The sequence below is a fragment of the Nodularia chucula CCY0103 genome, assembly GCF_963923915.1.
Taxonomy (GTDB): domain Bacteria; phylum Cyanobacteriota; class Cyanobacteriia; order Cyanobacteriales; family Nostocaceae; genus Nodularia; species Nodularia chucula.
In genome coordinates this window covers 13867-28546 of the sequence record NZ_CAWUOL010000070.1, presented here as the reverse complement: position 1 = coordinate 28546, position 14680 = coordinate 13867, and the positions used below count along the sequence as shown (strand labels likewise).

The 14680-nt window shown below is 43.5% G+C and carries 7 protein-coding genes; 1 reads left to right on the top strand and 6 read right to left on the bottom strand.

Annotation, left to right across the window (positions count from 1 at the left end; all coding sequences use genetic code 11):
* The first annotated feature begins 713 nt into the window (after positions 1–713).
* Positions 714–4853, top strand: coding sequence for a DUF4912 domain-containing protein (locus tag ACM0OP_RS17375; protein WP_462362464.1), 4140 nt, complete (start codon positions 714–716; stop codon positions 4851–4853).
* Positions 4854–5023: 170 nt separating this feature from the next.
* Here the strand turns inward: ACM0OP_RS17375 and msrB are convergent, their stop codons facing one another.
* The 6 genes from msrB to ACM0OP_RS17345 form a co-directional block, all read right to left on the bottom strand.
* Complete coding sequence (gene msrB, locus ACM0OP_RS17370; RefSeq protein ID WP_414529673.1) at positions 5024–5518, bottom strand: peptide-methionine (R)-S-oxide reductase MsrB; 495 nt, start codon at positions 5516–5518, stop codon at positions 5024–5026.
* Positions 5519–5648: 130 nt separating this feature from the next.
* Complete coding sequence (locus ACM0OP_RS17365) at positions 5649–10799, bottom strand: nSTAND1 domain-containing NTPase (protein WP_414529672.1); 5151 nt, start codon at positions 10797–10799, stop codon at positions 5649–5651.
* A 659-nt stretch (positions 10800–11458) separates the two neighbouring features.
* Positions 11459–12304, bottom strand: coding sequence for an S-formylglutathione hydrolase (fghA, locus tag ACM0OP_RS17360; RefSeq protein ID WP_414529671.1), 846 nt, complete (start codon positions 12302–12304; stop codon positions 11459–11461).
* Positions 12305–12325: 21 nt separating this feature from the next.
* Positions 12326–12811 carry a DUF29 domain-containing protein gene (locus tag ACM0OP_RS17355; RefSeq protein ID WP_414529670.1) on the bottom strand — a complete coding sequence of 162 codons (486 nt, stop codon included), beginning with the start codon at positions 12809–12811 and terminating at the stop codon, positions 12326–12328.
* A 34-nt stretch (positions 12812–12845) separates the two neighbouring features.
* The gene (locus ACM0OP_RS17350; RefSeq protein WP_414529669.1) at positions 12846–13325 is read right to left on the bottom strand and encodes a DUF29 domain-containing protein; all 480 of its coding nucleotides are present in this window, start codon (positions 13323–13325) and stop codon (positions 12846–12848) included.
* Between the two features lie 74 nt (positions 13326–13399).
* Positions 13400–14509, bottom strand: a complete 1110-nt coding sequence (locus tag ACM0OP_RS17345; protein ID WP_414529668.1) for an S-(hydroxymethyl)glutathione dehydrogenase/class III alcohol dehydrogenase — start codon at positions 14507–14509, stop codon at positions 13400–13402.
* Positions 14510–14680 lie beyond the last annotated feature (171 nt).

Below are 14680 nucleotides of genomic sequence, written 5' to 3'. Positions count from 1 at the left end.
TGACAAAAATCATCTACGTCGCAGAAAATTTGTGTAATGTCGAGGCGAGATACAATTGTAGACATAGCCGAAACCTTGATTTTTCTTTGATATTTTTAGTTTCGGCATTTTTTTGCCACTTTTTACCGATTCTCAATTAATCGTAGTGATGTCTTACTGTGCGCTTAAAGCCTGACGGCATAGCTAACGCTTACCGCTCCCGTGAATCCCACTTGAGCAAATTCTTACACAGCAAGCTTTTTGCCCCTTCCTCTCCGTCGAACTCACGTTAAAGAAGCATAAAAAGAACCCCTCCCTAACCCTCCGCAAGCGAGGAGGGAACCGGATTTTTGAGGGATAAAAATAATATGCAGCCTCACAAATAATTGGTATTGAGGTTAGGATCTTTTTTTTGTCTCGGTTTTCTCATCTGTTTATTTCCTCATCTCCTTGGCGGTGGCTATATATTAATAGATACACATCGAATAATAATGATTATTATTCTAACAGGGGGTGTCTTGCCAACTGTTAAGGTTGCTGATTTCGCAATAAAATTAAGGTTTATAATTTTTTCATCCTGAATACGGTGAGGACTTCGTGTTTTTCTTGACTTACAGCCTTGGTAAAGAGAAAATTAGATGGAATTTAATGGATGTATAATTGGCGCGTCTGTTCTGAGATGAAAAGATAAGATTTAAGACTGTCCAGCTTTCTGTACCTAGATAAAGAGCATGATGTGGCAAAAAGAAAAAAAAGATAGTGCAATACTCAGTCTGGCGTTATTACTGTCGTTGGCTACTACCCCTATGGTCGGACGTTTGTTCGTGCCGACACCAGTGCTGGCACAATCTGCCACGGAAGCTGAGTCTTTTACCGTACCAGAGGTGGTAGAGGATGGAACTACGGTGCGGATTGATGGTTCTGGGAGTTTGGCGGCAATAAATCAAAGTTTAAAGGAACAGTTTGAGTCGGAGTTTTCTGGGGCGACGGTGGAACTGGCGGCGAATGGGGCTGATGCGGCGATATCGGCTTTGATTAATGGTACTGTTGATGTTGTGGCGATCGCACGTGGTTTGACTCCTGAAGAACAAGCCCAAGGTTTGGTACAAGTACCGTTTTACCGGGAAAATATCGCTATCATCGTGAGTACAGATAATCCTTTTCAAGGTGGTTTGACTGATCAGCAGTTTGCCGATATCTTCCGTGGTAATATTACCAACTGGTCGGAGTTGGGAGTAGCAGAGGGGGCAATTCGTTTGATTGATCGTCCTGATACTAGTGATACTCGCAATACCTTTCGGACTTATCCGCCTTTTCAAGATGGGGAATTTACCACAGGTGCTAATGCTATCCAAGTAGATGAGGATGATACTGCGGCAATTGTGGCAGAGTTAGGCAATGACGGGATTAGCTACGCCATGGCTCATCATGTATCAGAATTGCCAAATGTGCGGGTGATTCCCATTAATGAAACTTTGCCAGATAATCCTAATTATGTTTATTCTCAACCTTTAGTTTACGCTTACCAGGAAAATCCTAGCCCCAATGTCATCAGTTTTTTGGGCTTTATTCTCGGTTCACCAGAACAGGAAGCAGTAGAATCTGCGAGAACGGCAGCAGCAGTGGCTATCGCCCAGGCAGAAACAGCACCACCAGCTACTACGGAAATTACGGAAACTGCCCAAGCAGTCCCAGTTCAAGAACAGCCTCCAGAAACTCCCTTAATTCCCGATGATATCCCTCTTTGGTGGCTTTTGTTACCTGTGGGGGTAATAGTTCTCTTACTAATCTGGTTGTTGCGATCGCGCCTGTCGGCAAAGGGTAAAAACAAAGCAGCACAGGAAACCCAACCCTCTGGGGAAGATCATGATCCCGATGGGGGTTCTGCTGAGGAATCTTTAACAGCAGGTACTGGGGATGAACTGGGATTCATATTTGACGACAAACAAAACCTCAACGGTAATGGTAATGAGTCACCTTGGGATATGGAAGCACCAGCATCTCTAGTGAATGTTCCCTACCCCCAAGTACCCATTGTCTCTGAGAAACCGGAGGTTGAGGAAACTATTTCAGATGACAGTGGAACTAATTTATGGGCTGGAATAGAAGAACAGAATGATTCAAAAGCAGTCAGTACGGCTGATGATACCATGTTACAGCCGTGGGATGATGAAGAGACAGATTCACCTTCCACACTGCCAGATATTTCGGAAGAAATTTTAAACACTATCGCAGATGCGGCTGAACCAGTGTCTAATTCCCCAGAGGAAAAAGATATTTTTGCAGATAGTTCTACCTTTTTAGGCGCGGGTAGTAATGGAAATCCAGGATCTCAGAGTCCTAGCCCAGTGGTTAATCTGGAGGGGGAACGGAGTATAGTCCTCAAGCCCCGGAATGGAGAATGGGCTTATGTAACTTGGTATCTGGATCAAAGTTGTCAGAAAGCATTACAAAACAACAACATTAGTCAGCTAGGGGTGCGCCTATATGATGTCACCAATATAGACTTGAGTTGTCAAACTCCCCAACTGGTGCAGGAGTATCAAGTTCAGTCAGAAATAGAACTGTATATTGCTATTCCCCAATGCGATCGGGATTATATGGCGGAAATAGGCTATGTTACTAATGGCGATGGGCAAAGCCCCGCCTTCGGCGAACGCTGGATCACAATTACCCGTTCCGCTACAGTGCGAGTTTTTGCCACACCTCCAGTAGAAACCCCGGTAGAAGCAGTAAATCTGGATGGGGAGTGCAGTCTAGTCCTGAAAGAACGGAATCCAGAATGGGTTTATGCCACTTGGTATATTGAGCAACAGGAAACCTTACAAAATGCCGGCATTTGTCAGTTAAGTCTGCGGTTGTACGATGTCACAGATGTGGACTTGAGTTATCAAAATTCGGAGTTGGTGCAGGAGTATCCGATTCAGTCAGAAATAGAATTGTATATTGCTATTCCTCACTGCAACCGCGATTATATGGCGGAAATAGGCTATGTTACTAATGGCGATGGGCAAAGCCCCGCCTTCGGCGAACGCTGGGTAACAATTGCCGCTTCCTCTAGAATTAGAGTCTTTAGCACACCCCTCAAAGAACCCCCAGTAGACTCTATAAGTCTGGATGGGGAGTGCAGTTTAGTCCTGAAAGAACGGAATCCAGAATGGGTTTATGCCACTTGGTATATTGAGTCAAGTTGTCAGGAAACCTTGCAAAATGCCGGCATTTGTCAGTTAAGTTTGCGGCTATATGATGTCACAGATGTGGACTTGAGTTATCAAAATCCAGAGTTGGTGCAGGAGTATCCAATTCAGTCAGAAATAGAATTGTATATCGCTATTCCTCACTGCAACCGCGATTATATGGCGGAAATAGGCTATGTTACTAATGGCGATGGGCAAAGCCCCGCCTTCGGCGAACGCTGGGTAACAATTGCCGCTTCCTCTAGAATTTGTGTTTTTGCCACACCTGTAGAAAATTCCCCAGTAGACGCAATAAATCTAGATGGAGAGTGCAGTGTAGTCCTGCAACCCCGGAACGCAGAATGGGCTTATACAACTTGGTATATTGATGAATGTTGTCAAGAAACCTTGCAAAATAACGGCATTTCTCAGTTATGGTTGCGGCTGTATGATGTCACAGACTTAGACTTGAGTTATCAGAGTCCGGAGTTTGTCCAGGAGTATGAATTAGAGTCGGGAATAGAAAATAAATACATCGCCATTCGCCAAACCGACCGTGATTATATAGCGGAAATAGGATATGTCACAAGTGGCGATGGGCAAAGCCCCGCCTTCGGCGAACGCTGGGTAACAATTGCCACTTCTCCCAGAGTTCGGGTTTTTGCCACACCCCTGCAAGATACCACAGTTAGCCCCGTAATTAATCTAGATGGAGAGCAAAGTATCGTCCTCAAGCCCCGGAATGCAGAATGGGCTTATGCAACTTGGTATCTGGATCAAAGTTGTCAAGAAACCTTGCAAAATAACGGCATTTCTCAGTTATGGTTGCGGCTGTATGATGTCACAGATTTAGACTTGAGTTATCAGACTCCCCATCTAGTACATGAGTATGAATTAGAATCAAGAATAGAAGAGAAATATATCGCTATTCCCCAAAGCGACCGAGATTATATCGCGGAAATAGGTTACATCACAAGTGGCGATGGGCAAAGCCCCGCCTTCGGCGATCGCTGGGTAACAATTGCCCGTTCTAAAAGGATTCGCGTCTTTGGTATCCCCCTAGAAGACACCACAGCAGAAAATCTGCCCATAGAAGTAGAAGAAGACACAACATCTATCGACTTACCCCCGACAAATCATGAAAGTAGTGTTGTGCTGAAATCTCGCACACCCAAATGGGCTTATGCAAGTTGGTATATTTCCGTAACCGACAAGCAAATACTGCATAACAAGGGTGTCACCCAACTATATCTGCGGTTGTATAATGTTACAGGAGTAGACTTAAGTTATCAAACTCCCCAACTAGTACAGCAATATGAATGTGACGAAATCACACGCGATCGCTATGTAGCAATTGCCGCCACAGATCAAGACTACATCATTGAACTTGGTTATCTGAATGAAGCCAATCGCTGGGAGATGATCGCCCGTTCCGAAATAGTTAGAGTCTTCAATCGCCCACAAAACGATTTTTGGTTTGTTGCAGATACCGAGTTAATTATTCACGGTTCAACAGAACCAGGTGCAGTAGTTAATATTGCCGGAAAACCCATCAAAATCAAATCAGATGGGACTTTTCACCTGCGGATTCCCTTTTCCCAGGACTCCATTAACTATGTAATGACAGCCATTGCAGCTAATGGGGAAGATAGTCAAAGTGTCCACAAGAAATTTTCTCAGGAAAATTCCGCAGGCTAGGGAAAGAGGCAGGGTGCAGGGTGCAGGGTGCAGGGTGCAGGGTGCAGGGGAGAAGAGGCAGGGGGAAAGATTTTTAGTTTCCAGTCCCCAATCCCCAATCCCCAATCCCCAATCCCCAATCCCCAATCCCCAATCCCCAGTCCCCAATCCCCAATCCCCAGTCCCTCACATTAAGCGGGGACAAAATTCATGGAAACACCGTTCATGCAATAACGCTTACCAGTGGGTGCAGGTCCATCATTAAACACATGACCCAAATGTCCCCCACAGTTGCTGCAATGTACTTCTGTTCTAGTCATAAAAAATGACCGATCTACAGTAACGGCGATCGCACCTTCAATGGGTTGAAAAAAGCTCGGCCAACCAGTACCACTGTTAAACTTAGTATCAGAGGTAAATAATGCTTGTCCACAGCCAGCACAAACAAAAGTCCCCTCCTCATATTGTTTATCCAGTGCGCTACTACCAGCTGGTTCAGTACCATGTTTTCTTAAAACCCGGAATTGTTCCGGCGTTAAAATACTACGCCACTCTTCTTCAGGTTTGGTAATTGCAAATTCACTTTTAGAAGTTGTCATGTTTTCGGAACCCCAATTGATACTACGTGATAAAACAGCAGCGCCAATTAATACAGCACTACCCTGCAAAAAATAACGTTTGTTCATAATTCTTATTGTAGTATTATGTCCAACTAATTACCTGCAATCAAATTTTTCCCACTTCCCCCACACTCCCTACACTCCCCACACTCCCCACACTCCCCACACTCCCCACACTCCCCACACTCCCCACTCCCTACTCTTTCCGAAAACAAAGTTGATACTCTTCTGAAGTAATATTAGGGTTAGTTTTCAGATAATTACCCAGGCGATCGCAAGCATAATTCAGCAGCTGATTGAGGTTTGATGTTTGCAACTCTATATCTTCCAGATTCCACAGTTTAATAGTTGCATCCTGACCCCCAGAAGCCAAAATCTTACCATCAGGACTAAAACTCACGCTTTTCACACCCCCCTGATGTCCAGATAAAGTTTTCATCAAAATCCCATTGCCAATATTCCAGATTTTGATAGTATGGTCATCACTAGCAGAAGCCAGCATTTTTCCATCAGGTGAAAAACTTACGTTAATCACCAAATCACTATGACCCTGGAAAGTTTGCAGTAGAGAACCATCTACACTCCAAAGCCTCACAGTTTTATCATCACTAGCCGAAGCAATAGTTTTCCCATCAGGAGAAAAATTAATCCCCCAGATACTAGCGCTATGTCCAGATAAAGTTCTCAGCAGACGACCATCACGACTCCAGAGTTTAATAGATTTATCCGCACTAGCCGAAGCAATAGTTTTACCGTCAGGGCTGAATTTAATATTAGTTACCCAACCATTATGACCTGAAAGAGTGTGCAACAAGCCACCGTCACGACTCCAGAGTTTAATAGTCTTATCCCCGCTAGCAGAAGCCAGAATTTGATCATCAGGGCTAAAACTCAGACTCGTTACCCAATGTTTATGACCCTCCAGAGTATGCAGCAAAGTCCCATCTCTTTGGCGAAGTTCGATAGTTTGGTCTGCACTACCCAAAGCTACCATATTGTCATCATGAGTAAAACTAATGCTAGTCACATCCTCTTTAGGGGAAGGTAGAGTATTAATTAACTCACCATCTAAACCCCATTGCTTCATAGTTTGGTCAGAACTCAAGGAAAAAATATGACTTCCATCAGGGCTAAAACGGACATCATTCACACTCCCCTGATGTCCAGAGAAAGTTTGCGGTAAATTTCTTTCTAGTTTCCATAATCGGATAGTTTGATCATCACTAGCTGAAGCTAATCTCTGACCATCAGGGCTAAAACTTAAACTATTCACCTCATGGCTATGTCCTTGCAAAGTCCCTAACAAGTTACCGTCACTAGTCCAAAGTTTAATAGTTTGATCAGCGCTAGCCGAAGCCATCATTTTACCATCAGGAGAAAACTGCACCTCCCAGACACCACCACCATGTCCTTCTATAGTTCTGAGCAAATTTCCGTCAAGACTCCAAAGTTTAATAGTATTATCCGCACTTGTAGAAGCAATGGTTTGTCCATTTGGGCTAAAGGTGACATCCAAAATTTCTCTCATACTAGCAGGCAAAGTTGATAACAACCGACCATCTAAATTCCAAAGTTTCACCGTGCCATCATCGCTAGCTGAAGCAATAGTATCACCATCTGGTGAAAAATCCACCCTATTTATACTGCGGCTATGTTCAATCAAATTTACCAGTAACTTGCCCTCAAGATTCCAGAGTTTCACAGTATTATCATTGCTACCAGTGGCTAAAATTTGACCATCTGGTGAAAAACTCACACTATTCACACCATGAATATGACCTGTGAGAGTTTTGAGTAACTTACCCTCACGACTCCAGAGTTTCACAGTATTATCATTGCTAGCAGAAGCTAAAATTTGACCATCCGGTGAAAAATTAACACTATTTACACTATCTGTATGGTCTGTGAGAGTTGCAATTAAACTACCATCACCATTCCAAAGTTTAATGCTATTGTCGGCATAAGCAGCAGCTAATACTTGACCATCCGGTGAAAAACGCACACTTGTCACCCAAGAATTATGAGTTAAGCGGTTACGTTCTTGAGTTCCATAAACTGCCTGTTGTAGGATAGTTGCAGTTTGAGATTGGATATTTCTAGGGATTCCAAATGTATGTTTTTGTACTTCTCGACCTGCCTTGAGGCTAGTTACTAACGCTTCTAAGTGGTTATGAGAAAGCAGAAAATTTTCTGAGAGGGAATTTAAAGCTTGTATTTCTCGTAACTGAGCTTTTTGAGTTTGTTGGTAAGTTAAAACCGCCAACCCAAAAGCAGTCAGTCCCAAAATACTCATAATTCCCACAGTTCTTTGAGCTTTTCTGAGTTGATTTTTTGCGGTTTGTTGTTGGCGTTGTCGTTCTATTAAACAGGCTTGAATAAAACGTTGAACATCAACAGAGACTTGATCAGTGTAATTGATATATATTTCTTCCGCTTCCGCCAGGCGGACACCTTGTAATAAAAAGTCTGGTTCCTCACCACTATTTTTCCATAAAGCTGCGGCTTGGGCAACTTGGCGGTGCGATCGCAACAAAGCCCGATTTTCCTCCAACCACCAACGCAGAGTTGACCAATAGCGAATCAACACCTCATGGGCTACCTCTATAGTCACAGAAGAAGAACCAGGAGATGAAAAATAAGATAGTCCCAACAAATCATCATCTTCCCCTCTGCTCCCTGCTCCCCGAATTTCCCCAAACCCAGGTGCATCCTCCCCTACATTCACCACCACCAACTTAGCAGCAACCAACACCTGTAAAGTCCTTTCCACCAAAGCCACCGGATACTTCTGCACAATCAAATCAGATTTCAGTACCCGTCGCCGAGTATCTTCCGTACCCTCACCCAACTGAGTCAGCGACAGAAAAATCCATCGGGCGCACTCCTGAGCCTCCGGGTCTAAACTGTTGTAAAGTGATTGTGCCTTAGTTTCCAGCGCCCCTTTAATTCCCCCCAAATGCTGTTGGTACGCTTGTAAAGTCATCACACCATTTTCACGGTATTCCCACAACTGTTCCAGAACAAATTCTAATAAAGGTAAATCCCCAGGAGAATCATGTAACTCCTGCATCAGCACCTCCACCAATTCCCCCTCCACAGTTAAACCAACTTGTTCAGCCGGATTAATCATCATCCGGCGATACTCTTCCTCACTCAAACAGGGAGGTAACAGCACACTCGACTCCTGCAACCACCGCACCAATCTAGGAACTTCTAAACAGGGAGCGATAAAATCAGCCCGCAAAGTCACAATTAACTTCAACTTTTCTGGGACACATTCCAGCGCCCCTAAAACAACTTCTAAAAAACGTTGTCTATCTTCACAGGATGCAGCCGTAAATAATTCCTCAAACTGATCCACAACCAAAACTACCATTGGTTCTGGCCTCTCACCTATCCAATGGACAAACCCCTCTACCCCCTGATACAACATCCCTTCTAGTTGTACTTGCTGATACGCCTGTTCCTTTTCCGTACCGCTATCCACTAAGCGCCGTGATAGAGCTTGCAGAGGATTTGCACCAGGGCGAAAACTTCTCATCCACCAGTCCGCGCCCTTCCCCTGACGCAATTGCGCCATTAATCCCGCCTGTACCACAGAAGATTTTCCACTACCAGAAGCCCCCACAACGGCAATAAATGACTTCTGCGCCAAATCACTAATTAGTTGCTGAACAACAACCTCTCTACCGTAAAAATACTGGGCATCCTCTTCACCGAAAGCCTGTAATCCCCGGTAAGGACAAAGCCCTAAATCAATAGCTGCGGCTGAGTGAATCCCCGAATTAGCCGGGATCACTTCAATTACGCCCTGTGTACCAGATAGCCAGATATGTAGAGGTAATTCATTGTGACAAAATAATTGCAATTGGGTAATCCAAGCCGCAGCTGATAGACTACCTTGGGGCGGTGCTGCTTCTAAATTAGAGAGTAAAGCTTGGGCAAATTGTTCAGGATGGTTTTTTGGTGAAGCAGCTGCAATTATACATTGCCCTTGCTCAAATCCTAGTTGTAAATCTTCCACCCAATCTTGTAGAGGTGGATAGTCACTAGCCACAGGACAATCTAAAATGATAATTTGTTGAGCATAAGTGGAATGCCTGAGTTGCTGTCTTAACCACGAACGACTGAGACGGATATTTTCGGCTAAAACTAAAGTCGGTTCACCCGCTTCTGTTTCCTCCAGTCGTCCACGTAAATATAACAGGACTGTAGCAAAAATTCTGGGGTGATTTTGCAGTGGTGATTCTGTAGTTTGTAAACAAGCCTGAATAGTAGAGTGCAAATCCTGAGTGCTAGCTTTTACCGAGGGAGTCCAATACTCTAACTCAAAACCACCCACACCCCGTAATAATTTACTCACAGCCAGGGTAGTTTGATTAGTCGCTAACCCTTCTAATATTAATGCTTGTCGGACAGAAGAGGATTTTACCAGGGCTGGTTTTAAACCCAAAATCACTTCCCCGACTCCTTCCACAATGCGCTTCGGCGTTTGCTGGGGATATTCGGAATATAAATTACTATCGCCTCTACTTTTATTTTGCTGATTAATCAGGCGTAATTGCTGATTAGTTTGCTCAATATATTGGCGGGTTTGATGATAAACATATCTATAAAGTCCATCAGCATCAATCACACCTTGGGAATCAGCCGCTTCACCACGCAACCCACGCATTAAATAATAAGTAAATACGCCATGTCCCAATTCGGGAAATTCCCAAGATTGTTGATGATTATCACAGGAAAGTAAAGCATAGAATCCTTTACTCTGTTTTGCTCTGTGGCGTAATAATTCCACCATCTGGGATGTGGGGTTGGATAAAGTTGGTGTAATTATCTCACTTCTAGTACCCCGGAATGTCAGGCTACCACTATGACAAGCATCTAACCACACTAACTGAGTCTGCGCCTGACTATTTTCCAACTGCTGCAAAATTTCCTGTAAACCTAAACCTGTATTCAGTAAATCATCTGTTTGAGTATCTGCTAAACACAAAAATGCTGCTTGGGATTCCGCTTCTAACATCCCATGTCCAGAAAAATAAAATAAAATTGTGTCTTGTGGTTGAGCAGTGGCAGAAATTTGGCGTAAGCTAGCACGTACTGTAGAGAGAGTCGGCAGCTGAGAAGTTAAATCGTGGTAAACCCTCTCTTCGGTGTGAGGAAATTCTTGCGTTGCGTCGGCTAAAGCTGCGGCTAAACCCTGACAGTCAACAGCTGAGTAGCGCAGTGGGGGTAGTCTCTGATCTTGGTATTTATTTACTCCTACCAATAACAGCCAGAGTTGTGCTGCTCCTATTTCTAGGATCTGCTTTGAGTGACTGGTAGCGACACCGAGTGGAGACATTTTCTGTTTGCTGGGTAATTGGTTTAGTTATAAAACTGGTATAAATTAATGCTTTTGGTACTTTCACCCCACGGGGAGCTAAATTATATTTCTATTTTTCCGCCTGACTAGACGGAATTACATCAGTAGAGTCTGTTTCTTGTAGTACGCACCTATACTCATATTACACAGCGAGTTTATAGGCCAGTTGACGTTATGTTATTCAGTTTTGTGCCGATAACCAGCAAGAAAAATTGAGAATTTGATACCTGGCTGAGTCTAGGATAAAAAAACGCCAAATTGGCAAGATTTATGAAATTATCTTTGTTAAAGTATTGGTTGTAAAAGACTTGTGGGCTTAATAGTCCAAGGTTTACTACACTTCAAGAGCATTGACTTGTTAACTATGCTCTATGAATTGAAGATTACTACTAGATTTTCTGTAGTAGTCTCAGAATCCCTTCTTCTCGCAAAGGGGACAAGTTGAATCATAAGTCCTTGTTGATTTACTCCTATCCATACCTCGTTCACCCATGATATGAACGGGGTATTTTTCATGGTTGGTATAGGAAGTGGAGTGTGGAGAGTGTGGGGAGAAAGATTTTTAGTTTCTAGTACCCAGTACCCAGTCCCCAGTCCCCAATCCCCAGTCCCCAGTCCCCAGTCCCCAATCCCCAGTTTCAGTAACACAAGGTGTTGGCATGATGGCGGATATGATCTGCTATAAAACTAGCGATAAAATAATAGCTGTGGTCGTAGCCTGATTGGTAACGTAAATTTAAAGGCTGATTTACGGATTTACACGCTTGCTTAAAGGCTTCTGGGAATAATTGTGTAGTTAAAAATTGGTCAGCCGTACCTTGATCAATGAGAATGGGACTGTGATATCCTAGTTGCTGAATTAATTTACTGGCATCATAATTAAGCCACTTTTCTTGATTATTACCTAAATAACCACTGAAGGCTTTTTGACCCCAAGGACAGCCCATTGGTGCAGATATGGGTGCGAAAGCTGAGACTGATTGATATATTTGTGGGTTTCGGATGGCACAAACTAACGCCCCATGTCCCCCCATTGAATGACCAAAAATACCTTGTTTATCAGATTTTATCCGGAAGTTAGCCGCAATTATCGCTGGTAATTCCTCAACAATATAACTATACATTTGGTAATACTGATGCCAAGGTTCCTCTGTAGCGTCAACATAAAAACCTGCACCTGTACCAAAATCCCAATCTTGATTTTCACCTGCAATACCTGTATTTCTGGGGCTGGTATCTGGTGCGACTAACATTAAGCCATATTCAGCTGCGTAGCGTTGCGCCCCTGCTTTGACGATAAAATTCTCTTCTGTACAAGTTAAGCCAGAAAGGAAATAGAGGACGGGTACTGGTTGCTGTGTGGCTTGGGGTGGTTGATAAACAGCGAAGCGCATTTCACAGTTACAGGTTGAGGAAGTATGAGAGTAAAAGCCCACTTGGCCGCCAAAGCTTTTATATGCTGATATCAGATGAATATTGGTCATGATTGATAGAGTTTTAGACTATTATTCCATCAAATCATCATTTGTAGCTTCACCTGGATAATAGCGATCGCTCATCACTTCTGTAAAAGCATACAAACATTGCTGGGGAAAAGTCGATAATGGTAAATTGGTTTCACCTGATGCTAAATCTCTAGCATTTTGATATGCTTCTGGAAGTGCCTCTTCTAAATAAGGTTTCAAACTCGGATTTTCCCTGAGTAACTGGAGAATATCTCGCCGTTGCACTCGCATAGTTGCTAACCAACTACGACTACGTTTCCCTGGTTGAAATTCCCACTTAAGTAAATGTGCGATCAAAATACTGAGGCGATTTCGTAGTTCTTGACGTTCTTTTCTGCCCAAGGCTTCGATTTCCTCAATTAAATTGGGCAAATCAAGGTGATTCCACTCATTTCCCCGCAGCAGTTGAGATTGTTGTTGAGTCCATGCGTAAAAGTCCGTTTCATAAAGGTTGGCTGCTGTTTCTCCGGTTTGTGGTGTCTGCATTTGTGAGTGCTTCCTAGCTGAGTGTTGAGTAAAATTAATACTCTATATTTGTAGCTTCACCTGGATAATAGCGATCGCTCAGAATTTGTTCTAAGGTATAAGGACAATCTGAGGGAAATGTTTTCGTTGGTAAGTTTGTTTCTCCAATTGCTAAGGCGATCGTTTTCATGTAGGCTTTAGGAAGAATTTCTTGCAGGTATGCTTGGAGACTAGGGTTTTCTTCTAGCAATTCCCACGTATCTAGTCGCTGGATGCGAATTGTATTTAACCAACTACGACTACGTTTTGCTGCTTGAAATTCCCATTTGAGTAAATGTGCAATTAAAATGCTGAGGCGATTTCGTAGTTCTTGACGTTCTTTTCTGCCCAAAGCTTCGATTTCCTCAATTAAATTGGGCAAATCAAGGTGTTTCCATTCCTGTCCCCGCAGCAGTTGAGATTGTTGTTGAGTCCAAGCGTAAAAGTCCGTTTCATAAAGGTTAGCTGCTGTTTCTCCAGTTTGTGGTGTCTGCATTTGTGAAAAGATGCGATAGATCGCATCTCTACAAGGTGAATATTCCCCAATTTTATCGAACTTGAACCAGACAATTAAAACGTCACGACGCTGCGGATGGATTCGCCTTTGTGCATTAAATCAAAAGCTGTATTAATTTCCTCAATGGGCATGACATGAGTAATTAAATCATCAATATTGATTTTCCCATCCATATACCAATCTACAATTTTCGGTACATCGGTACGCCCTCTCGCGCCACCAAATGCTGAACCTTTCCAAACGCGTCCAGTTACTAATTGAAACGGACGAGTCCTGATTTCCTGTCCTGCACCAGCGACACCAATCACGACACTCACGCCCCAACCTTTATGACAGCATTCTAAGGCTTGACGCATCACATTCACATTACCAATACATTCAAAACTATAATCAGCACCGCCTTTGGTTAAGTCCACTAAATAAGGAACTAAATCACCCTCAACTTCTTGGGGATTGACAAAGTGTGTCATCCCAAATTTTTCGGCTAAAGCGCGTTTGCTGGGATTAATATCTACCCCGACAATCATATTCGCTCCCACCATCCGCGCCCCTTGGATGACATTCAAACCAATACCGCCTAAGCCAAAAACCACGACGTTTGCGCCTGGCTCCACTTTGGCTGTATTAATAACTGCACCGATACCAGTAGTTACACCACAGCCGATATAACAAACTTTATCAAAGGGGGCATCTGGGCGGATTTTGGCAACGGCAATTTCTGGTAACACGGTGTAATTAGCAAAAGTGGATGTCCCCATGTAGTGATGTAGCATTTCTCCACCAATGCTAAAGCGACTCGTGCCATCGGGCATGACACCTCGCCCTTGAGTGACGCGAATAGCTTGACAAAGGTTGGTTTTCATGCTTAAGCAATATTCACACTGTCGGCATTCTGGAGTGTACAGAGGAATAACATGATCCCCTGGTTTGAGACTTGTGACACCTGCACCAACTTCTACTACTACCCCCGCTCCTTCGTGTCCTAAAATTGTGGGAAATAAACCTTCGGGGTCGTTACCGGAAAGAGTGTAAGCATCGGTATGGCAAACTCCAGAGGCTTTAATTTCAATTAAAACTTCCCTCTCCCGTGGGGGGGATAATTCTACGGTTTCTATAGTTAACGGCTTACCCGCGCCGTAAGCGACTGCTGCTTTAACTTCCACAATTAGCCTTCCTGTATAAATGTCGGATCAATGGGCTGATATGAGTTTATATCAATTAACTATAGAATTGCTTTTTCCAATGATATTGGTACATTAGTTACAGGCGGCAAACCTGGACGATGATATCGCTCCGCCATACATAAACTCATCATTTTGTCAATTCAACCTAAT

Excerpts from the sequence above, each read along its gene's own strand:
- ACM0OP_RS17375 (WP_462362464.1), top strand. The coding sequence starts at position 714 with ATGTGGCAAAAAGAAAAAAAAGATAGTGCAATACTCAGTCTGGCGTTA.
- msrB (WP_414529673.1), bottom strand. The coding sequence starts at position 5,518 with ATGAACAAACGTTATTTTTTGCAGGGTAGTGCTGTATTAATTGGCGCT.
- ACM0OP_RS17365 (WP_414529672.1), bottom strand. The coding sequence starts at position 10,799 with ATGTCTCCACTCGGTGTCGCTACCAGTCACTCAAAGCAGATCCTAGAA.
- fghA (WP_414529671.1), bottom strand. The coding sequence starts at position 12,304 with ATGACCAATATTCATCTGATATCAGCATATAAAAGCTTTGGCGGCCAA.
- ACM0OP_RS17355 (WP_414529670.1), bottom strand. The coding sequence starts at position 12,811 with ATGCAGACACCACAAACCGGAGAAACAGCAGCCAACCTTTATGAAACG.
- ACM0OP_RS17350 (WP_414529669.1), bottom strand. The coding sequence starts at position 13,325 with ATGCAGACACCACAAACTGGAGAAACAGCAGCTAACCTTTATGAAACG.